This window comes from Agromyces cavernae, assembly GCF_021044935.1.
GTDB classification, from domain to species: domain Bacteria; phylum Actinomycetota; class Actinomycetes; order Actinomycetales; family Microbacteriaceae; genus Agromyces; species Agromyces cavernae.
The window spans coordinates 89,277-112,752 of sequence record NZ_JAJNMP010000003.1 but is presented as its reverse complement, the minus strand read 5'-3'; the positions used below and the strand labels follow the sequence as shown (position 1 = coordinate 112,752).

Genomic DNA, 23,476 nt, shown 5'->3' with positions numbered 1-23,476 from the left:
CGACGAGCACGGGCCCGCGCTCCGAACGGAATCCGACACCCGTCACATCGGCCACGCTCGCTCCTCGCCGGGGCGCACGGTGCCGGCCCCGCTGAGGTAGAACGCGTCGGGGTGGGATTCATTCCTGACAGCGCTCATCGTCGCCGGATCGCCAGCTGCTCGCACCCAGCGAGACGGACCCCGGGTCCCGAGTGTGTTTGAATTCGTTCGTTCGTGAATTCACACATCCAACGTCCCCCGAGGAGTGCGATGGTTGCCGCCGCCCGACATGACGCGATCCTGCGCGAGCTCGAACTCCGCGGCTCGCTCGCCAATGCCGCCCTCGCGTCGCGACTCGGGGTGTCGCAGATGACGCTCCGCCGCGACCTCCTCGAACTCGAGCTGCGAGGCCTGCTCGTTCGGGTGCACGGGGGAGCGATCTCGAGCTCGGTCGCCGCGCAGCAGGAGCGGGCGGGGGATCGTGCCGACCGGGCCGATCGGGGCGCCCGCGCGGCCAGCCGCCCGGTCGCGACGATCGGCATGATCGTGCCGACCGCGAACTACTACTTCCCCGAGGTGATCCGCGGGGCGAGTCAGGCCGCGCGTGAGCTGAACTGCCGACTCGTCGTCGGTGCGACGAACTATTCGCCTGAGGAGGAATTGCGCCAGGCCGAGCGGCTGATCGCCGCGGGCGTCGACGCGCTCATGATCACCCCGCACGACGCGATGCGGGATGCCTCCCCGCTGCAGGAGGTTCTCGCCGCGGCGCGGATCCCGGTGGTGCTCGTCGAACGCACCGTCGATGACCGCATCGCCGGGCGCCTCGAATGGGTCAGGTCGGATCACGCCTACGGGGCCGAGCTGGCCGTGCGTCATCTCGTCGCCCAGGGTCACCGCCGCATCGCGCTCGGCGCGCGCCAGTCTGCGACTGCGGCCGGCCTCGATGAGGGGTACGAGCGCGTGATGGCGGGCCTGGGTGCCGAGGGCCACCGGCTGCGGCGCGTGCTCTCGACGCCCCTCGTCGGGGAGAACGTGGCGGCATCCCAGTTGTCGGCCTTCCTCGACGACTGCCTCATCGACGGCGTGACCGCCGCCGTCGTGCTCGGCGACGCCGACGCGATGGCGTTCACTGATCTCGTCCTCGAGCGCGGCATCCGCATCCCCGAGGAGTTCGCGGTGGTCGCGTACGACGACGAGATCTCCGAGCTGGCGGCCGTGCCCCTCACGGCGGTCGCGCCGCCGAAGCACGAACTCGGGCATGCCGCGCTCCGCCTGTGCTTCGACCGCCTCCGGCAGGCCGAGGGCACTCCTCACACGATCGTGCGGATGATCCTGCTGCCCGCGCTCGTCGTCAGGGAATCGACCGAACGCGCGCACTGATGTGCGAATCTGTTCGTTTGGGCGTTCGCAGATTGTGGCAACTCGCGGCAGGGCAGATGATCGATTCCGCACGGTCACAGATTCAAAGGAGAACCCGTTCATGTCCCTGCGTCGATTCCCCCTCGCCGCGGCAGCACTGCTGGCCGCCGGCACCCTGCTGGCCGGCTGCGCATCCGGCTCCGGCTCCGGCAGCGCCGACGCCGACGCCCCGTCGGCGGGCCCGGCCACGGGCGAGATCACGTTCTGGTCATCGCTCAGCGGCATGGCCGATGTCGCCGCCGCGTTCAACGCGAGCCAGGACGACATCACCGTCGACTTCGAGGAGATCCCGAACGGTGCCAACGGCGGCTACACCAAGCTCGCCGCCGCCATCGAATCCGGCACCGGCCCCGACGTGGTCGGCATCGAGTACCAGCGCCTCCCCGGCTTCGTCGCCGCCGAGCAGCTGCTGCCGCTCGACGGCCTCGTCGACGAGGAGGTCCTCGGCGCATACGACGAGCAGGTGCGTGGTCAGGTCTCCTTCGGCGACGCCGCCTACGCGCTGCCCTACGACGCCCCGCCGCTCGTCATGTGGTACCGCCAGGATGTGCTCGATGCGGCGGGCGTCGACGTCCCCACGACCTGGGACGAGTTCGAGGCCGCGGCACGCGCCGTGAAGGCCGAGAACCCGAACGCGTACCTCACGAGCTTCTTCACGAACGAGCCCCAGCTCGCGCCGCTGTCGTGGCAGGCGGGCGCCGAATGGTTCAGCGTCGAGGACGACCACTGGCAGGTCGCCATCGATGACAAGGCCTCGACGAAGGTCGCCGACTATTGGCAGAAGCTCATCGACGAGGACCTCGTGAAGAAGCAGATCGGCTTCAGCGACGAGTGGACCGCCGACCTCAACAGCGGCGTCGTCAACGGCTGGGTCGGCGGCTCCTGGAGCGCCTCGGGGCTGATGACCCGCACCGAGGGCTCGGGTCAGGCCGGCAAGTGGGTCGCCGCCGTGCCCCCGACCTGGGACGGCGAGCCGAGCGCGGCGCTGAGCGGCGGCACGAGCTTCGCCATCACGGAGAACTCGGAGAACCAAGCCGCCGCCGCGGTGTTCGCCGAATGGCTGACGACCACCGAGGAGGCCGTGGATGCCCGCGGCGCCGTCGGCACCGCCTACCTCGCCTATCCGGGGCTCAACGAGATCGCGGCAGCGGTCGCGCCGGTCGACTACTTCGCGAACGACATCTACGCGGTGTTCGACGAGGCATCCGCGAACCTCGGCGCGTGGGCATGGGGTCCCAACTACGAGATCACCAACACGGCCATGAAGGACGCGGTCACCGCCGACCCGACCCTCGGCGAGGCCCTCGTGGCGACGCAGGACGCCACGGTCGACGGTCTCGAGCAGCTCGGTCTCGACATCTCCGAGTAGTAGGCCGCCGGTGGCCGGGCGCGTGCGCATCGCCGCCCGGCCGTCGGCCCCATCGAAGGAACAGCATCATGACTTCCCAGACGAGCGTCCGTCGCAGCTCGCGCGGCGCCCGGTCCATTCCGGGCACCGGGGGCCGCACCGCCGCGATCTTCCTCATCCCGTTCTTCGCCCTCTTCGCCGTCACCATGATCGCCCCCGTCGCCTACGCGATCGGCATGAGCCTCTTCGCCGAACAGCGCAGCGGCCTCGGCTTCGGCGGCGCCACAGTCGAGTTCGTCGGACTCGGCAACTACGTCGAGGTGCTCTCGGACCAGAACTTCGTCGAGGGCTTCGGTCGACTCGCGCTCTACTGCCTGATGTACGTTCCGGCGCTCCTCGGTGTTGCGCTCCTCCTGGCCCTGCTGCTCGATGCGACCGTCACCTTCGCCCGGCGCACCTTCCAGCTCCTGCTGTTCCTGCCGCACGCGGTACCGGGCGTGATCGCCGCCCTGATCTGGGCGTACCTCTACACGCCCGGGGTCAGTCCCATCGTCAAGGCGCTCGCCTCCGGAGGCATCCAGATCGACTTCCTCTCCGTGCAGATGGTGCTCCCCTCGATGGTGAACATCGCGGTGTGGGAGTGGGCCGGCTACAACGTGATCATCCTGTTCACGGCGCTTCAGGCCGTGCCGCGAGAGATCCTCGAGGCGGCGCGCGTCGACGGTGCGGGGGAGATCCGCACGGCCCTCTCGATCAAGACCCCGCTCGTGTGGCCCGCGCTCGGCGTCGCGCTCCTCTTCACGGTCATCGGTTCGCTGCAGCTGTTCACCGAACCGAAGATCCTCTCCTCCGCGACGACCGCGGTCACGAGCACCTGGGTGCCGAACATGTGGGCGTACGACGCTGCGTTCAACCGCAACAACCTGCCGCAGGCCGCAGCTGCCTCGATCATCCTGGCGCTGCTCGCCGGGGTGCTCTCGTGGGCAGTCACCCGGTTCATCTCCAAGGAGCGCACCCGATGAGCACCGTGACCGACCGTGCGACGCTCGACGCCCCGCGAGCGTCCGCCGCGCGCGCGGCGCATGCGAACTCCGCGGGCGAGCAGAAGGCGCGGCGCCGCGGCCGCTCGGGCCGCCGCATCTCCGCCGTCGCGAGCGTCAACGGACTGCTGATCCTCGGCGCCGCCTACATGGTGCTCCCACTCCTGTGGCTGGTCTTCGCCGCGACGAAGAGCACGACGGGGCTCTATTCGGGCGATGCCTTCGCCTTCGGCGGCGAGTTCATCGCGAACCTCCAGCACCTGCTCGCGCAGGACGACGGCATCTTCCTCCGCTGGCTCGCCAACAGCATCCTCTACGCCGGCGTGGGCGCGATCGTGGGTGGCTTCATCGCGCTCATGGCCGGGTACGCCTTCGACAAGTTCGAGTTCCGCGGCAAGCGTCCGCTCTACGCGATGGTGCTGGTCGGTGTGCTCATCCCGAACACCGCCACCGTCATCCCGCTCTACCTGCTGGCCGCGGCGGCCGGCGCGACGAACACCATCTGGGCGGTCATCATCCCGGTGCTCTGCAACCCGTTCAGCGTGTACCTCGCCCGGGTGTTCAGCTCGGGCTACCTGCCGGGCGAGACCCTCGAGGCGGCGCGCGTCGACGGCGCCGGCCCGATCCGGAGCTTCCTGCAGGTCGGCCTGCCGATGCTCGTGCCCGGGTTCGTCACGATCGCGCTCTTCCAGTTCGTCGGCATCTGGAACAACTTCATGCTGCCGCTCATCATGCTGCAGAACCGCGAGCTGTTCCCCTCGAGCGTCGGCATCGCGCTCTGGCAGAGCCAGGTGCAGCAGAATCCCGAGTTCTCGACCCTCGTGATCGCCGGCTCCTTCGTCTCGGTGGTGCCGCTCGTGATCGCCTTCGTCATGCTGCAGCGCTTCTGGCGGGCGGGCCTCTCGGCCGGGAGCGTCAAGTGAGCGGGCGGCGACGGATCGCGTTCGCAATGTCCGAGCCGGTACGGCGCCGGGTGTTCCCGGCCGAGCGCATCGCCGAGTTCGAAGCGGTCGCCGACGTCGCCGGCTTCCTCACCGAGTTCGAGTCGGATGCCTCGCGGCGGGTGATCTCCGAGGTCGACGTGCTCGTGACGGGGTGGGGTGCGCCGCGCATCGACGCAGCGGTGCTCGCGGCGGCTCCCCGGCTCGAAGCGATCCTCCACTCGGCGGGCACGGTCAAGCCGTACCTGACGGAGGAGGTGCTCGCGCGTGGCATCCGGGTGAGCTCGGCGGCCGCGGCGAACGCCGCGCCCGTCGCCGAGTACACGGTCGCCATGATCCTGCTCGCGAACAAGCACGTCCTGCCGATCGCGGCGCGCTACCGCGTGCTCGAGGCGGAGTTCGACGTCGAGGCGGAGTTTCCGCTCGGCAACTACGACAAGCGGATCGGCATCGTCGGCGCGTCGACGATCGGGCGACTCGTGATCGAGCTGCTGCGGCCGTACTCGTTGGAGGTCGTCGTCTACGACCCGTTCCTCGACGTCGAGGAAGCGGCTCGGCTCGGCGTCCGCTCGGTCGGACTCGAGGAGCTCTGCGCGACGAGCGATGTCGTCTCGGTGCATGCGCCGTCGCTGCCCTCGACGCGGGGCCTTCTCGACGCGGCCCTCATCGGGCGGATGCGCACGGGAGCCACGCTCGTGAACACTTCGCGCGGCGAGATCATCGACCAGGATGCGCTCGTCGCCCGGGTGACGGCGGGCGAGCTGTATGCGATCCTCGACGTCACCGTGCCCTGGGTGCTCGAGGCGGGGCATCCGTTCTACTCGTCCGACCGTGTCCTGCTCACTCCGCACATCGCGGGCTCCCTCGGAACCGAGCTCGGCCGGCTCGCCCGCTCGGTGCTCGACGAGCTGCGTCGACTGACCGACGGGGAGGAATTGGCGCACCGCGTCGAGGTCGAGCGCCTCGCCATCACCGCCTGATCCCACCCGACCCACCCCGCGGCGCGCCGTCCGTGCGTCGCGGTACCCGGTGCTGCCGTTCGCGGCACCGTGCTGCCGTTCGCGTCAGCGCCGTTCCCCCGCATCGATCGACCGAAGGAGTTTCCGATGTCCGTTCCCCCCAGCTTCACGCGTCGTGCCGTCCTCACCGCAGGCGTGGCCGGCGGTCTCGTGGCCCTCACGCAGTTCGCAGCGCCGCCGCGCGCCGTCGCGGCGCCGCCCGCCGGCACCCGCATCACCGAGCTCGGGCCCGGCATGCAGCAGTACTCGCTCATGAGCGGGGTGTTCGACGGCGGGGTCGCGTACATCGGCTCGCGCAACCTCGAACCGACCGGGGCGATCGGAGTGGATGTCGCGACCGGCACCGTGATCGCCTCGACCACCCTCACCTCGGGGCACAGCGTGCAGGCCCTCGCGCTCGACCGGGCGCGCCGGGTGCTCTACCTGGGGGTGCTGCAGAAGTCGGCCGGGCAGCCGAACGTCTACCGCTGGGCGCTCGACACGCCTGAGGTGCCGGCCCAGCCGATCGGCCGCATCGGCGGCGACCGCGATGTGCGCGACCTCGCGGTCGCGCCCGACGGCACCCTGTTCGCGGTCGGCGGCTCGGGGCCGACGGCGCCGGCGCTGTGGCAGTTCGACCCGGCGACCGGGCAGCTGACGAGCCTCGGGGTGCCCGACTCGAGCGTGAACCTCGCTCGGGCGGTCGCGGCGACCGATACGACCGTGTACTTCGGCGCGGGCACGACGTTCGGCGGCGGCGGGTCGACGGGGCGGGCCGCGCTCTTCGCCTACGACCGGGCCGCGGGCACCTTCACCGACATCACCCCCGCCGAGATGCGGCGCGACCCGAGCATCCGCGAACTCGCGGTCGACGGCGACCGCCTGCTCGTCTCGACGGCGGGCTCGACCGAGCCGACGAAGCTCGCGGCGATCTCGCTCGCCGATCACTCCGTCACCGCCATCGCGACCTCCATCGGCAAGACGGCGAAGACTTTCGCCGTGCTCGGCGACGCCGTGTACTGCGCGAACGAGAGCGGGGTGCTGCGCTGGCGGCCGGGCGCCGGCACGATCGAACAGCTCGACACCGGCTCGGTGGACCTCGGCGAGATCTGGGGGCTCGACCCGCACGGCGACGGGCTCCTCGTCGTCTCGGGCTACGGCTTCGTGGCCGACATCGCGTCGAGCGGAACGGTGCGCCGGCGCATCGACCTCGGCGAGGCCGGCGCGCCCGTCAGCCCGCAAACGTGCATGGGGATCGCGGTCGGCGGCGGCTTCGCCTACGTCGGCGGCAACGGCGGCATCGCCCGCCACTCGCTCACCGGCGGCGGGGTCGTGAACCTCGCCGCGCCCGGCGAGGCGAAGGACGCCGAGGTCGTCGACGGGGTGCTCTACACGGGCCAGTACAGCTCGCAGGGCATCTGGTCGTACGATCCGCGCTCGGGCGAGCCGATCCACCGGGTGGCGAGCTTCCCCTCCGAGCAGAATCGCCCGCTCGACACCAACTGGGATGCGAAGAACGGGTTGCTGCTCGTCGCAGCCCAGGCCGACACCGAGGGCGGCGGTTCGCTGTGGGCCTTCGACCCCCTGACGAGGGCGTCGACGATCGCCGTGAACCCCATCGACGAGGCGCAACTCGTGCGGGCGGTCATCGCGGTCGACGGCATCGCCTACCTCGGCGGCGACAACGCGCAGAAGACCGGCCCGCGCGGCACCGTCGTCGCGTGGGACCACGTCGCGGGCGCCGAGCTCTGGCGCGTCGAGACAGGTCAGCCGAACGGCATCGCCGCGCTCGAGAGCCACGGGCGCCACCTCTTCGCCTGGACGATCAAGGGCACGCTCATCGTCATCGACCGGGCGACTCGGGCGATCGTGCACACCGCCGACCACCGTGCACTCTGCCCGGGCTTCGCGGCGCTGAAGTCGGCGCGAGGGGTGATCTACGGCGTCTCCGACACGACGCTCTTCCGAATCGACCCGAAGACGTTCGCCGTCACCGTGGTCGTGCCCGGCATCAACGGCGGCTGGTACAGCGGCCCGCACCTCAACGTCGACGAGGAGGGCGCGGTCTACACGCTGCGGGGCCGCACACTCGTGCGCGTCGACGACCTCCCGCATCTGGGCTGATCGCGTGCGCGCCGTGCTGCTCCCGGGCACCGGAATCGACCGGCTCGCGCGCCGCTGAGCGAGTACCACGAAGGGTGGGCCCGAGACCTCGTCTCGAGCCCACCCTTCATGCGTCAGGCCGCGTCGGCGCGTTCGCCGGCGAGGTGCGGCGCGACCGCGGCGGCGAACGCCTCGGCGGTGCGCCGGGCGGTCTCGTGCGCCGGGGCGTCCCAGATTCGCTGGTTGAAGATCTCCACCTCGACGTCGCCGGTGTAGCCCACTGCCTCGACGGCCCGCGTGAGCGTCGCGAAGTCGATCACGCCGTCGCCCGGCTGGTGCCGGCCGAGCAGCACATCGGCGGGCAGCGGGGTCTTCCAGTCGCACACCTGGTAGCTCGCGATGCGGCCCTCGGCGCCGGCGCGGGCGATCTGCGGCAGCACTTCGGGGTCCCACCAGATGTGGAACGTGTCGACCGTCACGCCGACCGCCGACGCCTCGAACGGCGCGGCGAGGTCGAGCGCCTGCTTCAGCGTCGAGACCACGGCGCGGTCGGAGGCGTACATCGGGTGCAGCGGCTCGATGGCGAGTGTGACCCCCGCGGCGGATGCCTCGGGCGCGAGCTCCTCGAGCGCTTGGGCCGCACGTGCCCGGGCGCCGATGAGGTCGGTCGAGCCCTCGGGCAGCCCGCCGGCGACGAGCACGAGCACCGCGCGGGAACCCGGGGCGCCCGCCTCGGCGAGGGCCGCGGTCTCTTCGATCGCGCGGCGGTTCTCGTCGATCGAGGCGCGGCGGGCGGGCCCCTCGCGCATGGTGAAGAAGCCCTGCCGGCAGAGCGTCGAGAGGCGCAGCCCGCTCTCGCGGAAGCGCTTCGCCGCGACGCGCAGCCCGACCTCCGCGATGGGCTCGCGCCACAGGCCGACCGATTCGTAGCCAGCGCCGGTGAGCACCTGCAGCGACTCGTCGAAGGCGGCGTGCTTGATCGTGCCGACGTTCATCGAGAGCCGGGGGTGGGCGCTCATGCGAACACCTCGAGCCCGGCCTGGGAGGCCGGCGACGAGACATCCGGCCCGCTCGACGCGTCGATGCCGTTCAGCGTCAGCAGCGCATGCCAGCGCGCCGCGGCGAGCTCTGGGCGCTCGAGCGAGCCCGAGTCGTTCGCGAGTTCGACGATGCGCGAGAGGTGCGGGAGGCTGCGGGCGGCGTGCAGCCCGCCGACCATCTGGAACGCGGCCTGGTGGCCGTTGAGCCACGCGAGGAACGCGACCCCCGTCTTGTAGTAGTAGGTCGGGGCGGCGAAGACCTGGCGCGAGAGCTCCTCGGTCGGGCCGAGGATCGCGCGGTAGCCCGCGACGTCGCCCGCGTCGAGCGCTTGGATCGCGGCCGAGGCGTTGGGCGCGACGGCGGCGAAGGCGCCGAGGAGGGCGTCGGAGTGTCCGACCTGGTCGCCCTCGATGAGCCCCACGTAGTGGAAGTCGTCGCCCGTGAACATGCGCGCCGTCTCGGGCAGGCGGCGCCGCACGGCGATCTCGGCGTCGGCGTCGAGGAGGCTCATCTTGACCCCGGTGACCTTGTCGGGCGCCTGCGCGATGATCTCGATCAGGGTGTCCGAGGCGGTCGCGGCGTCGTCGGAGCCGAAGTAGCCCGCGAGGGCCGGGTCGAAGGCGGTGCCGAGCCAGTGCAGCACGACGGGCGCGCTCGCGGCGGCGAGCACCTCGCGGTACACGCGCAGGTAGTCGGCTGCGCCGTCTGCCGCGCGGGCGAGGTGCCGGCTCGCCATGAGCACGACCCCCGCGCCGGCGTCTTCGGCGTGGTGCAGCTGCTCGGTGTAGGCGGCGACGACCTCGTCGAGCGAGATCGTCTCGGCCTCGACATGGTCGGTGTTCACGCCCACGACGAGCGCGCCGCCGACCGAGGCCGCCTCGGCGGCGCTGCGGGTGATGAGCTCGCGGGTGGCGGCGGCGTCGAGGCCCATGTTGCGCTGCGCCGTGTCCATGGCGTCGGCGACGCCGAGCCCCCACGACCACACGTGGTGGCGGAACGCGAGCGTCGCCTCCCAGTCGATCTCGGCGGGGCGGCCCGGCGTGTTGTCGGCGAACGGCTTCGGCACGACGTGCGCGGCGGCGTAGGCGACGCGGCTCGTGAGCGGCCGGGTCGGCTTGCGGAAGGCGGGTGCCTCGGCGAGCGGCGCGGTGCGCAGCTCGCCGAGTGGCCCGAGCAGGGTCAGCGCGGTCATCAGCGCACCCCGGCGAGGGCGGATGCCTCGCCCGCACGCTCGGCCGAGGCATCCGCCGCGTCGGCGCCGACGACGGGCAGCTCGACGCGCCGGCCCTCGGCGCTCGATCGCAGGCCCGCCTCGGCGAGCAGCACGCCGCGGGCACCGGCGAGGAAGTCGAAGCGGTTGGGGGCGTCCTCGATGACGTGGCGGAGGAACTCCTCCCACTGCGACTTGAAGCCGTTCTCGAACTCGCGGTTGCCGGGAGACTCGATCCAGTCGCCGGCGTAGTCGTGCTGGTCGGCGAGGTCGGGGTTCCACACGGGCTTCGGCGTGGCGTTGCGCGACTGGATCTTGCAGCCGAAGAGGCCGACGACCGCCGAGCCGTGGGTGCCGTCGACGTGGAACTCGACGAGCTCGTCGCGGTTCACGCGCGTCGTCCAGCTGGAGTTCAGCTGCGCAGTGATGCCGCCCTCGAGCTCGAAGATCGCGTAGGCGGCGTCGTCGGCGGTCGCGAGGTAGGGCTCGCCCTGCTCGTCGAAGCGCTCGGGGATCTCGGTGACGGCCTTCGCGTAGACCGATTCGACTCGGCCGAAGAGGTTCTCGAGCACGTAGTTCCAGTGGGGGAACATGTCGACGATGATGCCGCCCCCGTCTTCGGCGCGGTAGTTCCAGCTGGGGCGCTGGGCGGGCTGCCAGTCGCCCTCGAACACCCAGTAGCCGAAATCGCCGCGCACCGAGAGGATGCGGCCGAAGAAGCCCGAGTCGATGAGCCGCTTCAGCTTCTGCAGCCCGGGAAGGTAGAGCTTGTCGTGAACGACGCCGTTCTTGATGCCGGCGGCCTCGGCGAGGCGCGCGAGTTCGAGTGCCTCCTCGAACGACTCGGCGGTCGGCTTCTCGGTGTAGATGGCCTTGCCGGCGGCGATGGCCTTCCTGAGCGCTGCGGCGCGGGCCTTCGTGACGAGGAAGTCGGAGTAGATCTGCCAACGCGGGTCCGCGAGGGCCTCGTCGAGGTTCGTCGTGTAGTGCTCGATGCCATGGCGGGCGGCGAGCTCGGCGAGCTTCTTCTCGCTGCGGCCGACGAGGATCGGCTCGACCTGCACGCGGGTCTCGCCGTCGGCGAGGAGCACGCCGCCCTGCTCGCGGATCGCGAGGATCGAGCGGACGAGGTGCTGACGATAGCCCATGCGCCCGGAGACGCCGTTCATGATGATGCCGATGGTGGGTGCGGACAAGGTGTGACTCCTTCGGGGTGTGGATCGGCGCCGATGCTCGCAACGTGCAGAGCATTGGAAAGCGCTTACCGGGGAGTGTAAAGGGGAAGCGAGAGGGCCGCAAGTGTGCTTCGCCGGTGCCTCGCGGTGGGCATCAGGGGCCCGACGGGGGCCTCGGGGTCAGCGCGGAGATCGCCGGGGTGCTGCCACGCAGCACCACCGCGGTCGGCACGGCGGCGGTGGTCGCGGGCTCGAAGTCGTCGAGTGCGAGCCGGAGCGCGCGACGCCCCACCTCGTCGAGGGGGATGCGCACGGTGGTGAGTGCCGGCGTCACGTCGCGCACGGTCGGGATGTCGTCGAATCCCGCGATGGCGAGATCCCGGCCGGGTTCGAATCCGGCGTCGCGAAGCGCCGCGAGTGCGCCGACCGCCATGACGTCGTTCGCGGCGAATACGAGCTCGATGTCGTCGAGTCCGGCCTCGACGAGTCGCCGCATGCCCTCGTAGCCGCCATCGCGGGTGAAGTCCGACCGGACGACTCGTTCGGAATCGAGGGTGAGACCCGAGCCCTCGAGGCCGGCGGCGAATCCGCGCAGCCGATCGTCGGAGGTGGTGAGGCCCTCGTCGCCCGCGATCATCGCGAAGCGCCGGTAGCCGAGCGTTGCCAGGGCGCGGGCGAGCGCGTCGGCGCCTGCGGCGTTGTCGACGGGCAGGGTGCGGAACGGCAGCTCGTTACCGCCCACGATGGCCACGCGGCCGCCGTTCGCCTCGAACGAGGCGAGCTCGTCGGAGAGCGCCGGCGCGGCGTGGGTGGAGTGCCGAGAGGCGGCCAGGATCATGACTCGAGGGCGCTGCCCTCGCAGCGTACGGACCAGCTCGAGCTCCCGAGCAGGCTCGGGGCCGGTCGCCGCGATCTGCACGATCAGGCCCTCGCGGTCTGCCTCGCTGACGACGCCGTCGGCGATCGACGAGAAGTAGGGGTCGGCGATGTCGGCGACGAGGAGGGCGACCGTCGTGGTCATGCCGCGGGCGGTCGCCTGTGCCGAGAGGTTGGGCGAGTAGTCGAGCCGTGCGGCGGCGTCGACGACGAGTCGACGGTACTTGTCGTTCACCGTGCGCGTGCTGCCGTTGAGCACGCGCGAAGCGGTTGCGAGCGAGACGCCGGCCTCGCGCGCCACATCCTGCAGGGTCGCACCCGATCGGGTCGTCTCGCGGTCCACGACCTCATTCTTCCACGTCGGTCGGGATGCGGGCGGGCGCAGGGCTGGTACGATGGATAGCGCTTTCCAGCGTCAAACGAATCGCGGTGCGTGGCACGCTGGAGGCATCGACGAGGGAGCTGACATGGCCGAGGCGATCATCCTGAGCGGCTCCGGGCGATACCGGGACCCATGGCATCCGTTCACCGAGACGAGTGCAGCGCTGGCGGAGATCGTGCGGGCGGCGGGATTCACGGTGAAGGTCGCCGATGAGCCCGATACCGCACTCGCGGGGCTCGGCGCCGACGTCCGCCTCGTCATCGTCAATGCGGGCGACTCCGAGGGGCCGGTGCCGCCCGACGTACTCGATTCGCCCATACCCGTGAGCGAGCGCGCCGAACCGGGCGCGATCGTCGACTCCGCGACCGTCGCGGCCGCGAACGACGCGCTCGCTGCGGCCATCGATCGCGGCATCGGCATCCTCGCGATGCACACGGCGGCCGCGAGCCTTCGTGATTACACGGCGTTCGAGCGCGCGCTCGGCGCCCGCTGGGTTCGTGACGTGTCCTGGCATCCGCCGATCGGCGACGCCACTGTGCACATCGTCGGCAATCACGTCATCGCCGAGGGGCTCGATGACTTCAGCGTGTTCGACGAGCGCTACACGGGATTCCGCCTCCTCGACGTCATCGAGCCGATCGCCGAGCACGAGGAAGAGGGAGTTCGCCATCCGCTCATCTGGGCTCGGGAGTTCGGCCGTTCGAGGCTCGTCTACGACGCCCTCGGCCACGACGCGCGCTCGTATGAGTCGGCGGGGCATCGCGCGCTCCTGGCCCGCGCGCTCGACTGGCTCTCCCGCGTCCCCGCACTGACCACCGGTGTCGCGTGAGTCGTATCGTCTTCGCTCCCGATTCGTTCAAGGGCACGGTGAGCGCGACGGATGCCGCGGCCGCCCTCGCCCGCGGGTGGTGCACCGTGCGTCCCGGCGACGACGTGGTGCAGCGCCCCATGGCCGACGGCGGCGAGGGGACCCTCGACGCGTTCGCCGCCGCTGTTCCTGGCGCGGTGCGCATGCCGGTCACGGTGCGCGGTCCGGTCTCGGAGCCGGTCGAGTCGTCGTGGCTGCTGCTTCCCGGTCCCCACCGCACGGGAGTCGTGGAGCTCGCCTCGACGTCGGGCATTACCCTTCTCGATTCGCTGGCACCCCTCGACGCACACACGGCAGGGTTCGGCGAGGCCATCGCCGCGGCACTCGATCACGGCGTACAACGGTTGCTGTTGGCGCTCGGTGGCAGCGCGTCGACCGATGGCGGTGCCGGCGCGCTCGCCGCGCTCGGCGCGGGGCTCCTCGACGCCGCGGGTCGTCCGATCCGGCTCGGCAGTCGTGGACTCGGCGCCCTTGCGCAGGTTCGCCTCTCGACCCTCCGCCCGTTGCCGCGCGGCGGTGCGGTCATCCTCGGCGACGTGACCAATCCGCTCCTCGGTCCCGCCGGGGCCGCCGCCGTGTTCGGGCCGCAGAAGGGCGCGACTCCCGCTGTTGTCGGAGCGCTCGAGTCGAACCTCGCGCGGCTGGCCGGGCTCGTGCCGACCGTGGACCCGGCCACGCCCGGCGCGGGTGCAGCGGGCGGGGCAGGGTTCGGTCTCCTCGCGTGGGGCGCGCAGATGGGCGGTGGGGCGCGAGTCGTCGCCGAGGCGATCGGACTGCCGGAGGCGATGGAGGGTGCAGCGCTCGTGATCACCGGCGAGGGCAGGTTCGACGGCCAGTCGGCTGCCGGCAAGGTGCCGTCGGAAGTCGCCCGGCTCGCGCGGGCGGCGGGGGTGCCGGTTGCGCTCGCCGCGGGAGCGATCGACGCCGATCCCGAGGCGGCCGGATTCGCGGCATCCGCCTCGCTCTCTGTTCTCGCCGGAAGCGGCGCAGCCGCGATGTCCGATGCGGTGCAGTGGCTCGAGCGGGCGGGCGCCGAACTCGCGCGGGCGGCGTGAGGGGCCGGCCCACTCGGCCGGCGAATCCTCAAGACGGCCCAACGGGGCGAGGTTCCCATCTTCGGCATCCGACGGCGTGCGCTTTCATTCCACGAGGATGTCCCTGCCCCTGTGTAGCGTCGGCACCATGCGGATTCGTACGAAGCGGAGGGTCGCACCCGAGGCGCCGCGCGCCGAGGTCACGAGCGACGCGAACACCCGCGTGCCCGAGGTGCGCATCCGGGCGTTCCAGATCGGCTTCGTCGGCGCGCTCGGCGTGCTGCTCGCGGTGCTGCTGGGCGGCATCGTGGGCCAGCTCGGCACGGTCATCCTCTACGTCGCCCTCGCACTCTTCCTCGCGCTCGGCCTCGATCCCGTCGTCAGCTGGCTGCAGCGGCGCGGCATGCCGAGGTGGGTCGCGATCCTCATCGTCTTCGCCGCGGTCATCGGCCTCTTCGTGGGTCTCATCGCCACGATCGTGCCGATCGTGGTGCGCGAGACGACGAACCTCATCGAGAACTGGGACGACATCGTCGCGAATGTCGAGCAGAGCGACTTCGTGGTCTGGCTCAACTCGATCGTCGGCGACGACGCCATCCAGAACGGCATCGCCTCGCTCGGCGACTGGCTCGCGGACCCCGCGAACATCGGGGCCCTTGGGGGCGGCATCCTCGCGGTCGGCGCCGGCATCGCCGGCGGGTTCACGGGTGCGACGATCGTGCTCATCCTCACCCTCTACTTCCTCGCCTCGCTCGACTCGATGAAGCGCTACGCCGCCAGGTTCGTGCCGGCGAGCTCGCGCGGCGGCTACCGCGAGGTCTCCGAGGAGATCACGGGCTCGGTCGGCCGCTACGTCATCGGGCAGGTCAGCCTCGCCTCGATCAACGGCGTGCTGAGCCTCATCTACCTGTCGATCATCGGCGCGCCCGCGCCGATCCTGCTCGCGTTCATCGCGTTCCTGTTCTCGCTCGTGCCGCTCGTCGGTACCCTGACCGGCGCGGTGATCATCACGCTCGTCTCGCTCGCGGCATCGCCCGCGACCGCGATCGCCGCGGCGATCTACTACCTGATCTACATGCAGGTCGAGGCCTACGTGCTGAGCCCGCGCATCATGAGCCGCGCGGTCGCCGTGCCCGGGGCGCTCGTCGTGATCGCGGCGGTCGCGGGCGGCACGCTCGGCGGCGTGCTCGGAGCGCTCGTCGCGATCCCGGTGGCCGCGTCGCTCATCATCGTCATCGAGAAGGTGCTGTTCCCCCGGCAGGACTCGGCGTAGCGGTCTCATGACCGATGCCGCGGCGCCGTGCCGCGGCATCCGTCATCGTCGTCTCGCGGTCACGTGCGCATGATCGAACCGCCGGCGCGAACCCGTGAGAGCGCGTCGACCGTCGCTGCGAGGATGAGCACGCCGCCGGTGACCACGAGGTTCACTCCGGCCGGCAGGTTGAGCAGGCCGAGCCCGTTCGTGATCACGGCGATCACGAGTGCGCCGATCGCGGCATGCAGCAGGCGGCCGCGGCCGCCGAAGAGACTCACGCCGCCGACGACCGCCGCGGCCACGCCCGAGAGCACGATCTCGCGACCCGCGGCCGCGTCGACCGAGCCGACCTTGCTGATCGAGAACAGCCCCGACACGACGGCGAGTGTGGAGCACACGATGAAGGCGCTCCAGCGGATGAGCATGACCTTGACGCCGGCGCGACGAGCAGCCTCGGCGTTGCCGCCGATCGCGTAGAGGTACCGGCCGAACCGAGTGCGGTCGAGCACGAACGTGCCGATCCAGAGGATGACGAGCACGATCGGAACGACGATCGGAACGCCCTCGACGACCCCGACCGACTGACCGCGATTGCGGCTGAGGATCGCGACCACGGCGCCGCCGATCACGGCGATGACGCCGAGCTTGACCCACACGAGCGAGATCGTGCGATTCGGCACGCCTGCGCGGGTGCGCCGTGCGCGGTCCCAGAACGATGTCGCCGCCGAGACCGCGAGGATGACCACGAGCATCGCCCACCCCGCCCACACGGGGAGGTTGCGGTTCTGGATGGCGGTGATCTCGGAGATCTGCACGCGGTAGAGGCCGCCGGCGCCGATGATCATGAGCGTGATGCCCTGATACCCGAGGAACAGGCCCAGGGTCACGACGAACGAGGGGATGCCGACCCTCGCGACGAAGAACCCGATGAGCGCACCGGTGAGGATGCCGGCCGCGAACGCGATGGCGAGGGCGAGCATCCACGGCACGGCGTGCACGTTCACGAGCACGATGAACAGCGCCATGGTCATGCCGCTCGTCACGCCAGCCGACAGGTCGATCTCACCGAGCAGCAGCACGAACACGAGGGCCATGCCGAGCATGACCAGCGTGGCCGCCTGCGTCAGCAGGTTGGCGAAGTTGCGCTCGGTGAGGAAGAACGGGCTGAGGAAGCTGAACAGGATGGTCAACACCACGAACCCGCCGATGGCGGGCAACGCGCCCATGTCGCCGCTGCGGAGGCGCTGGAAATAGGCTCGCACCTGGTCGCCGATCGTTCCCTCTTGACCGCTGCCGATCAGGTCGGGTGCGACATCACTCGCAGAAGTGTCGGGTGCGATGGTGCCGGGAGGCGTCGGGTTCGCGTTCATGCGTTCGCTCCCTGCTGGGTCTTGGTGCCTGTGATGTACCCGACGACGTCGTCGCGCGTGGTCTGCTTCGCGTCGAGCGAGGCGACCATCTGGCCGAGGTAGAGCACGTTGATGTGGTCGGCCACCTCGAACACGTCGGCGAGGTTGTGGCTGATGATGATGACGGCGACGCCCTGCTCGGCGAGCCGCTGCACGAGGTGCAGGACCTGTTCGGTCTGGGCGACGCCGAGCGCCGCCGTCGGCTCGTCGAGGATGACGACGCGCGCCCGCTTGAGCACGGCGCGGGCGATCGCCACCGTCTGCCGCTGGCCGCCCGAGAGGCTCGCGACCTTCTGGCGCACCGACTTCACGGTGCGCACCGAGAGCGAGCGCAGCGTGTCGGATGCCTCCTTCTCCATGCGGCCCTCGTCGAACGTGCCGAGGCCGGTCTCCTCGCGCCCGAGGAACATGTTCTGCACGATGTCGAGGTTGTCGCAGAGCGCGAGATCCTGATACACCACCTCGATGCCGAGTCGGGCCGCATCGCGCGGCGTATGCAGGGTGATCGGATCGCCGTCGAAGCGCACGACGCCGTCGTCGTAGGGCTGCACTCCCGCGAGCCCCTTGATGAGCGTCGACTTGCCGGCGCCGTTGTCGCCGACCAGAGCCGTGACCTTTCCCGGGTAGGCCGCGAGGTCGACACCTTTGAGCACGCTGACGGGGCCGAAGCTCTTGACGACCCCTTCGAGCTCGATGATCGGCGCGCCCACGCCGCCTGGATCTGCGCCCATGTTCATGTCGATTCCTTTCGACGACGCTGTCTGGCTCTCAGTGTGGCACTCGGATGCGGAGCATGGGAGAGGGGAACCGGGGCCCCGCGCCCGGCGTTCGTGCTGCCGAAGGCGGGACCCCGTGATGGTGCGACTATTCGATGCCGAACTCGGCGCACTTCGCCTGGACTTCGCCCTGGCAGAGCTCGGCCGGGTCGGCGTCGCCGGCGTCGACGACGTCGACGACTTCCTCGGGTCCGACGAGCTGCGGCGTCACCGCCACATAGGGCGTGCCGTCTTCGAGCTCCTGGTCGGCCGTCGGGGTCTCGCCGCCGAGCAGTGCGATGGCGAGTTCGACCGCGGCGTCGGCCTCGAGCTTGATCGGCTTGTAGACCGTGGCGGTCTGCTTGCCGAGCAGCACGTTCTGCAGGCCGGCGATCGACGCGTCCTGACCCGAGACGGGAACGACGAGGCCGTTCTTGTCGAGGATCGTGATGACGCCCGCGGCGTTCGTGTCGTTGGCGACCCAGACCGCGTCGACCTTGCCGCCGAGCCCGGTGAGGGCCTGTTCGAAGTTCGTCGCGGTCTTCTCGCCGTCCCAGACGCCCGGCGGTTCGGCGGCGGGCTTGATGCCGGCGGCCTCCATGACCTCGACGGCACCGTCATGGAACATCTTCGCGTTGCCGTCGGCGGGGTCGCCGCCCATGTAGACGACGATCGCGGTCGCCGGATCCTTGCCGGCCGCGGCGAGGCCGTCGAGGATCGACTGGCCCTCGAGCCTGCCGACCTCGGCGTTGTCGAACGACACGTAGTAGTCGGCGCCCGCGATCGGGCGATCGTAGGCGATGACCGGGATGCCCTCGGCCTTGGCCTTCTCGGCGACCGCGGCGCCCGCGCCGTTGTAGTCGACGAGCAGCATCACGCCGCAACCCTGACTGAGTTGCTGGTCGGCGATGGTGGCGTACTTGTTGACGTCGCCCTGCGCGTTCTGGATGTCCGTCTCGAAGCCTGCAGCCTCGAGTCCTTCCTGCAGGTACGGACGGTCGTTGTTCTCCCAGCGAGGCGACGAGGCCGCGTCGGGGAGGATCACGCAAGCGCGCGATGCCGTCGCGTCGCCCGTGTTCTCTCCACCGCCCCCGTCACCGGTTGCACAGCCTGCCAGCAGTAGCGCCGAGACACCGACGACCGCGGCAGTAGAGACCAATGAAGACGTCTTCATGGCTCTCCCCTTCTTCAAGGTGAGGTGACCCCTCCGGGTGTCTCCGTCGGCATTGGCGGAGGCAAGGCCATGATCCCGCATTTGTCTCCGTGCCGAACATTTCCGAAGGTAACGCTTGGATAACTGAACGACCCGGTCGGCGGACGAATCCCCACTGTCGCGCGGAACGGCGGGGGAGCGCTCTCACGCAAGCCCTCGTTCTGGGGGTGCGTGTCGGCGGCCGGCGCCGGCCGCCTACGCCGCATGCCGACACCGGCGGCAGGCCGGCGAACGTCGCGCGATCAGAACCAGATGCTGAGGTGCGGCGTGCGCGGGCCGAGGAACATGCGGTCGGCGAGCTCGGCCGTTCGGGGCGCCGAGAGGGTCAGCCGACCCGCTCGGGCCAGGACCGACGGTCGCACGCCGCCGAGGAAGATCGCGCCCAGCTCGTGCACGCCGAGTCGGATGCCCGGGGTCGAACTCGCGGTCGACCCGCCGGCACCGGCTCCGGCGCCATCGGCGCGCTGCACCTCGGCGCGCCCGCGTTCGTCGACGACGAGCTCGAATCGGCCGGCCGCATGACCCTGCGGATCGGTGACGTCGATGCCGAGCGTGCCGGCCGTGCCGTAGCGGCGCGACCCGAGCGCGGCGACCGGATCGAGCACGCGCACCCAGAGGTGGTCGACCACGTCGGACACGGTCATCGCCCGCGGGTCTTCGAGCAGCCATGGCAGCGGCTCGTCCACCGAGCGCAGCAGACCCCGAACGCTCGTGACGAAGTCCTGTTCGACGAGGAAGCGCCAGAGCGCCCGCTCGGCGTCGTCGGTCGCGGCGGCGAGGAAGTCGAACTCGACGACGCCGTGCTCATTGGGTTCGCGAACCACCTGGAACACGGCGAAGCCCTGCGGGTTGCCCTGCTCGTCGTCGTAGCGCACGACGCGCTTGCGCCGCGAGTGCTCGCCTTCGGGGTCGACGAGGCCGAGCGCCCGATCGAGGATGCCGGGCCACCGGTCGATCTCGCCCGGCGTGCGGGCGACCGCGCGCCGCGCGAGCGCCGGAGCGATCCTGCGCAGGTCTTCGGCCTCGACGAACTGCACGCGCCCCGGCGCGTCGGGGCCGATCCAGTGGGTGCGCCGTCGGTCGACGTGCACGGTGGCGGCTCGCGCAGCCGGGGCGTACCCGAAGCGACCGTAGATCGTCGCCTCGGTGGCGGTGAGGACCGCGAGCGCGGCGCCCGCGGCGCGGGCGTTCTCGAGTTCGGCGAGCATGAGCGCCCGGGCGATGCCGCGCCGGCGGTGGGTGGGCGAGACCGTGACCGAGCTGACCGCCCAGGCGTCGACGCTGCGCCCGCCGGGCACGCTGAGCCCGGTGGGCCAGCTCGAGACGGTTGCGACCGGGATCGCGGGGTCGCTGATCGTGGGGTCGTAGACGCCCTGCACCCGCCGCTCGGCGATCACGGCGAGGTCGTAGTCGACGCTGACCTGCCGTGGGCGCGCATGGTGGAACCCGCGGAAGTCGGCCGCGATCCACGCCGTGGCGGCGGCGACGTCGCTCGTGTCGACCAGTCGATACTCGAGGCCCTTCGCGGCGAGGGTGCGGGCGGCCGTGGCGTCGAGCGGAATACCCCGAAGATCGAACGACATCACCCCAGCCTATCCGCGCCGCGACGGCGCCGAGCCGGTCGATCGCCCGTCGGGTCGTGTCGCGTCGAGCCCTTCCCACCCGCTAGACTGACAAGCCTGTCGAATCGATTCGAGACTCGTATCGCGATAATCGGATCCCGAGGGCGGCGCCGCGTGCGCCGCCTTCCGCACTCCCGGCGCCCGACGATGCGCGTCGCCATCACGAGACCTCCATCAGGAACGCGCATGTCCGTCACCAGCTCCATCCCCATCGTCCGGCCCGACGACACCCGGTCGACCCCCGTCGTGTCGTCGCATCCGGGCGAGCTGCTCACGAGCCGGCAGCGACTCGTGTACGTGCTCGTGCTCGGCGCGCTCACCGCGCTCGGCCCGTTCACGATCGACCTCTACCTGCCGGCGTTCCCGGTCATGCAGGCCGAGCTGGGCGTATCTGCGACGGCCGTGCAGCTCACGCTCACCGGCACCATGATCGGCTTCGGGCTCGGCCAGCTCATCGTCGGCCCGTGGAGCGACAAGGTCGGCCGACGGCTGCCGCTCATCCTCGCGACCACGCTGCACATCGCGGCATCGGTCGCGGCGGCGCTCGCCCCCGACATCATCTGGCTCAGCGTGTTCCGTCTACTTCAGGGCTTCGGTGCGGCCGCGGGCGGTGTCGTCGCCATGGCGATGGTGCGCGACCTGTTCGGCGGCAAGCCGCTCGTGCGCATGCTCTCGCGCCTCGCGCTCGTCAACGGCCTCGCACCCGTGCTCGCACCGGTGATCGGTTCGCAACTGCTCGCCGTCATGGACTGGCGCGGCGTGTTCGTCGTGCTCGCGGTCTACGGTGCCGTGGTCGTCGCCTGCGTCGCGTTCTTCATCGTCGAGACGCTGCCCGCGTCGAAGCGACACGTCGCCGGGCATTCGACGCTCCGCCAGCGGTACGCCGTGCTCTTCCGCGACCGCGTCTACCTGGGTGCCGCGCTCATCGGCGGCATGACCTTCACGGGCCTGTTCGGCTACCTCTCGACGTCGTCGTTCCTCTTCCAGGAGGTCTACGGCTTCAGCCCGCAGGAGTACGGCATCCTCTTCGGCGTGAACTCGGTCGGCGTCATCATCGGCGTGCAGACGAGCTCGCGACTGATGCGCGGGCCCGTTCCGCCGCAATGGATCCTCGCCGGCACGACCACCGCGCAGTTCCTGCTCGCGGGCGCCATCATGCTGCTCGACATGTCGGGCACGGGGCTCTGGGGCACCCTGATCCCGCTCTGGTTCTTCATCCTCGCGTGCGGCTTCGCGTTCCCCGCGGTGCAGGTGCTCGCACTCGCGCACCACGGTGCCGAGGCCGGAACGGCCGCGTCGTTGCTCGGTGCGCTGAACTTCGGCCTCGCCGGCGCCATCTCACCGCTCATCGGACTCATGGGCGTCGGCAGCGCCGTGCCGATGGCGTTCGTCATGGCGCTCGCCGCCCTCGTGTCGATCGTTGCGCTGTGGGCGCTGGTTCGGCCGCGATCGGTTCCCGCGCTCAGCGACTGAACGGCGATCGGATGTCGCGGGGGATCGACACGGCCCGCGCGCCGGGGCATCCGTTCCTGACATCCGGGCGCTCGCGCCGCTAGCGTGAAGGCATGGCCGAACGCGACGACCGTGCGGCGTGGTATCGACGACACGAGTGGCGGATGCCGCTCGCGATCGGCAGCGCGGCGCTCGTGGCAGCGGTGCTGCTCGGCGCGGCGATCACGTTCGGCCAGGCCGGCATCGTGCTCGCCGTCGACGAATGGTGGGCCGCCGTGATGCTGGGCGTGCGCGGGCCCGTCGGCGACACGACCTCGTACTTCATGAACTTCATCGGCGGGGGGCGGTTCGCGGTGTTCGCGGTGCCGGTCACCACGGCGGTCGTGCTGCTCATCGTGCGCCGGCCGTGGGCGGCGGGCTACTTCATCGTGGGCTCGGCCGCGAGCGCGGGCGTCGTGCAACTGTTGAAGAACACCTTCGACCGGGGCCGCCCCGAAGACATGATCGTCGCGTCGGACTTCGGCTCGTTCCCGTCGGGCCACGCCGCCAACGCGGCGACGATCGCGGTGGTGTTCGGCGTGCTCTTCCCGCACGTGTGGGTGTGGGTGCTGGGCGCCGTGTACGCGGTGCTGATGGCGCTCAGCCGCACGTACCTCGGTGCGCACTGGCTCAGCGACACGGTCGGCGGCATGCTCGTCGGCGCGGGGGTCGCGCTCGTGCTGTGGGCCGCGTTCGCGCGGCCGCTCGAAAGCGAACGGCTGGCGAGACTCGAACGCGTCTCGGACCGCAGCGAGTCCCGCGCACAGGCGAAGGTCTCGCCGCCCGAGCAGGGATCGGGCAGGCTGTGACCGACGGGGGGAAGCGAATCCGGGCGGCGGTGATCACCGTCTCCGACCGCTCGGCGAGCGGCGAGCGGGCGGATGTCTCGGGGCCGGCCGCGACCGACCGGCTGACGGACGCGGGGTTCGAGGCGGTGCACGTCGCGACCGTGCCCGACGGCGCCGCCTCGGTCGAGGCGGCGATCGCGGCGGCGCTCACGGCGGGGTTCCGCCTCGTCGTCACGACGGGCGGCACCGGCATCGGCCCGCGCGACCTCACCCCCGAGGGCACGAGGCCACTGCTCTCGGCCGAACTGCCCGGGGTCTCCGACGAGATCCGCCGGCGCGGGGCATCCGTCGTCCCCACCGCCGTGCTCTCACGCGGGCTCGCCGGCGTCGCCGCACCGGCGGGGCTGCCGCGCGCGGTCGTCGTGAACCTGCCCGGCTCGACCGGCGGCGTCGCCGACGGGCTCGACGTGCTCATCCCGTTGATGCCGCACCTGATCGCGCAGCTCGACGGCGGCGATCACTGACGTTC

20 protein-coding genes are annotated in these 23,476 nt (G+C 70.9%); 12 read left to right on the top strand and 8 right to left on the bottom strand.

The window, feature by feature from the left end; genetic code table 11:
• Positions 1-249 precede the first annotated feature (249 nt).
• The 6 genes from LQ757_RS11825 (at position 250) to LQ757_RS11800 (ending at position 7,849) form a co-directional block, all read left to right on the top strand.
• Positions 250-1,359, top strand: a complete 1,110-nt coding sequence (locus LQ757_RS11825) for a substrate-binding domain-containing protein (protein ID WP_304504433.1) — start codon at positions 250-252, stop codon at positions 1,357-1,359.
• Between the two features lie 100 nt (positions 1,360-1,459).
• A complete protein-coding gene (locus LQ757_RS11820; RefSeq protein WP_231047449.1) occupies positions 1,460-2,767 on the top strand; it encodes an ABC transporter substrate-binding protein in 1,308 nt (435 codons plus the stop codon).
• Between the two features lie 68 nt (positions 2,768-2,835).
• Entirely contained in the window at positions 2,836-3,768 is a 933-nt protein-coding gene (locus LQ757_RS11815) for a carbohydrate ABC transporter permease (protein ID WP_231047448.1), read from the top strand.
• Positions 3,765-4,709, top strand: a complete 945-nt coding sequence (locus tag LQ757_RS11810; protein WP_231047447.1) for a carbohydrate ABC transporter permease — start codon at positions 3,765-3,767, stop codon at positions 4,707-4,709. The genes LQ757_RS11815 and LQ757_RS11810 overlap by 4 nt, the downstream gene beginning before the upstream one ends.
• 26 nt (positions 4,710-4,735) lie before the next feature.
• A complete protein-coding gene (locus LQ757_RS11805; protein ID WP_231047446.1) occupies positions 4,736-5,707 on the top strand; it encodes a hydroxyacid dehydrogenase in 972 nt (323 codons plus the stop codon).
• Between the two features lie 126 nt (positions 5,708-5,833).
• Positions 5,834-7,849, top strand: a complete 2,016-nt coding sequence (locus LQ757_RS11800) for an outer membrane protein assembly factor BamB family protein (protein WP_231047445.1) — start codon at positions 5,834-5,836, stop codon at positions 7,847-7,849.
• 113 nt (positions 7,850-7,962) lie between these two features.
• Here the strand turns inward: LQ757_RS11800 and LQ757_RS11795 are convergent, their stop codons facing one another.
• The 4 genes from LQ757_RS11795 to LQ757_RS11780 all read right to left on the bottom strand — a co-directional run bounded on the left by LQ757_RS11795 (position 7,963) and on the right by LQ757_RS11780 (position 12,473).
• Positions 7,963-8,847, bottom strand: a complete 885-nt coding sequence (locus tag LQ757_RS11795) for a sugar phosphate isomerase/epimerase family protein (RefSeq protein WP_231047444.1) — start codon at positions 8,845-8,847, stop codon at positions 7,963-7,965.
• The gene (locus tag LQ757_RS11790) at positions 8,844-10,061 is read right to left on the bottom strand and encodes a dihydrodipicolinate synthase family protein (protein WP_231047443.1); all 1,218 of its coding nucleotides are present in this window, start codon (positions 10,059-10,061) and stop codon (positions 8,844-8,846) included. The genes LQ757_RS11795 and LQ757_RS11790 overlap by 4 nt, the downstream gene beginning before the upstream one ends.
• A complete protein-coding gene (locus tag LQ757_RS11785; RefSeq protein ID WP_231048172.1) occupies positions 10,061-11,248 on the bottom strand; it encodes a Gfo/Idh/MocA family protein in 1,188 nt (395 codons plus the stop codon). Before LQ757_RS11785 ends, LQ757_RS11790 begins: the two co-directional genes overlap by 1 nt.
• Before the next feature lie 160 nt (positions 11,249-11,408).
• Positions 11,409-12,473 carry a LacI family DNA-binding transcriptional regulator gene (locus LQ757_RS11780; protein WP_231047442.1) on the bottom strand — a complete coding sequence of 355 codons (1,065 nt, stop codon included), beginning with the start codon at positions 12,471-12,473 and terminating at the stop codon, positions 11,409-11,411.
• 124 nt (positions 12,474-12,597) lie between these two features.
• Here LQ757_RS11780 and LQ757_RS11775 point away from each other — a divergent pair, with 124 nt between their 5' ends.
• The 3 genes from LQ757_RS11775 to LQ757_RS11765 all read left to right on the top strand — a co-directional run bounded on the left by LQ757_RS11775 (position 12,598) and on the right by LQ757_RS11765 (position 15,687).
• The gene (locus LQ757_RS11775) at positions 12,598-13,341 is read left to right on the top strand and encodes a ThuA domain-containing protein (protein ID WP_231047441.1); all 744 of its coding nucleotides are present in this window, start codon (positions 12,598-12,600) and stop codon (positions 13,339-13,341) included.
• Entirely contained in the window at positions 13,338-14,435 is a 1,098-nt protein-coding gene (locus tag LQ757_RS11770; RefSeq protein WP_231047440.1) for a glycerate kinase, read from the top strand. The genes LQ757_RS11775 and LQ757_RS11770 overlap by 4 nt, the downstream gene beginning before the upstream one ends.
• A gap of 127 nt (positions 14,436-14,562) precedes the next feature.
• Positions 14,563-15,687 (top strand): AI-2E family transporter, encoded by a 1,125-nt coding sequence (locus LQ757_RS11765; protein WP_231047439.1) that lies wholly within the window; start codon positions 14,563-14,565, stop codon positions 15,685-15,687.
• A gap of 59 nt (positions 15,688-15,746) precedes the next feature.
• Here the strand turns inward: LQ757_RS11765 and LQ757_RS11760 are convergent, their stop codons facing one another.
• From LQ757_RS11760 to LQ757_RS11745, 4 genes are all read right to left on the bottom strand, one after another.
• Positions 15,747-17,039, bottom strand: coding sequence for a sugar ABC transporter permease (locus tag LQ757_RS11760; RefSeq protein WP_231047438.1), 1,293 nt, complete (start codon positions 17,037-17,039; stop codon positions 15,747-15,749).
• The gene (locus LQ757_RS11755) at positions 17,036-17,815 is read right to left on the bottom strand and encodes an ATP-binding cassette domain-containing protein (RefSeq protein ID WP_231047437.1); all 780 of its coding nucleotides are present in this window, start codon (positions 17,813-17,815) and stop codon (positions 17,036-17,038) included. Before LQ757_RS11755 ends, LQ757_RS11760 begins: the two co-directional genes overlap by 4 nt.
• 127 nt (positions 17,816-17,942) lie before the next feature.
• Positions 17,943-19,007, bottom strand: a complete 1,065-nt coding sequence (locus LQ757_RS11750; RefSeq protein WP_231047436.1) for a sugar ABC transporter substrate-binding protein — start codon at positions 19,005-19,007, stop codon at positions 17,943-17,945.
• Between the two features lie 281 nt (positions 19,008-19,288).
• Positions 19,289-20,629, bottom strand: a complete 1,341-nt coding sequence (locus LQ757_RS11745; protein WP_231047435.1) for a GNAT family N-acetyltransferase — start codon at positions 20,627-20,629, stop codon at positions 19,289-19,291.
• A 225-nt stretch (positions 20,630-20,854) separates the two neighbouring features.
• Here LQ757_RS11745 and LQ757_RS11740 point away from each other — a divergent pair, with 225 nt between their 5' ends.
• The 3 genes from LQ757_RS11740 to LQ757_RS11730 all read left to right on the top strand — a co-directional run bounded on the left by LQ757_RS11740 (position 20,855) and on the right by LQ757_RS11730 (position 23,471).
• On the top strand, positions 20,855-22,141 hold the full coding sequence (locus tag LQ757_RS11740; protein ID WP_231047434.1) for a multidrug effflux MFS transporter: 1,287 nt from the start codon (positions 20,855-20,857) through the stop codon (positions 22,139-22,141).
• A 92-nt stretch (positions 22,142-22,233) separates the two neighbouring features.
• Complete coding sequence (locus LQ757_RS11735) at positions 22,234-22,968, top strand: phosphatase PAP2 family protein (RefSeq protein ID WP_231047433.1); 735 nt, start codon at positions 22,234-22,236, stop codon at positions 22,966-22,968.
• A complete protein-coding gene (locus LQ757_RS11730; RefSeq protein ID WP_231047432.1) occupies positions 22,965-23,471 on the top strand; it encodes a MogA/MoaB family molybdenum cofactor biosynthesis protein in 507 nt (168 codons plus the stop codon). The genes LQ757_RS11735 and LQ757_RS11730 overlap by 4 nt, the downstream gene beginning before the upstream one ends.
• Positions 23,472-23,476 lie beyond the last annotated feature (5 nt).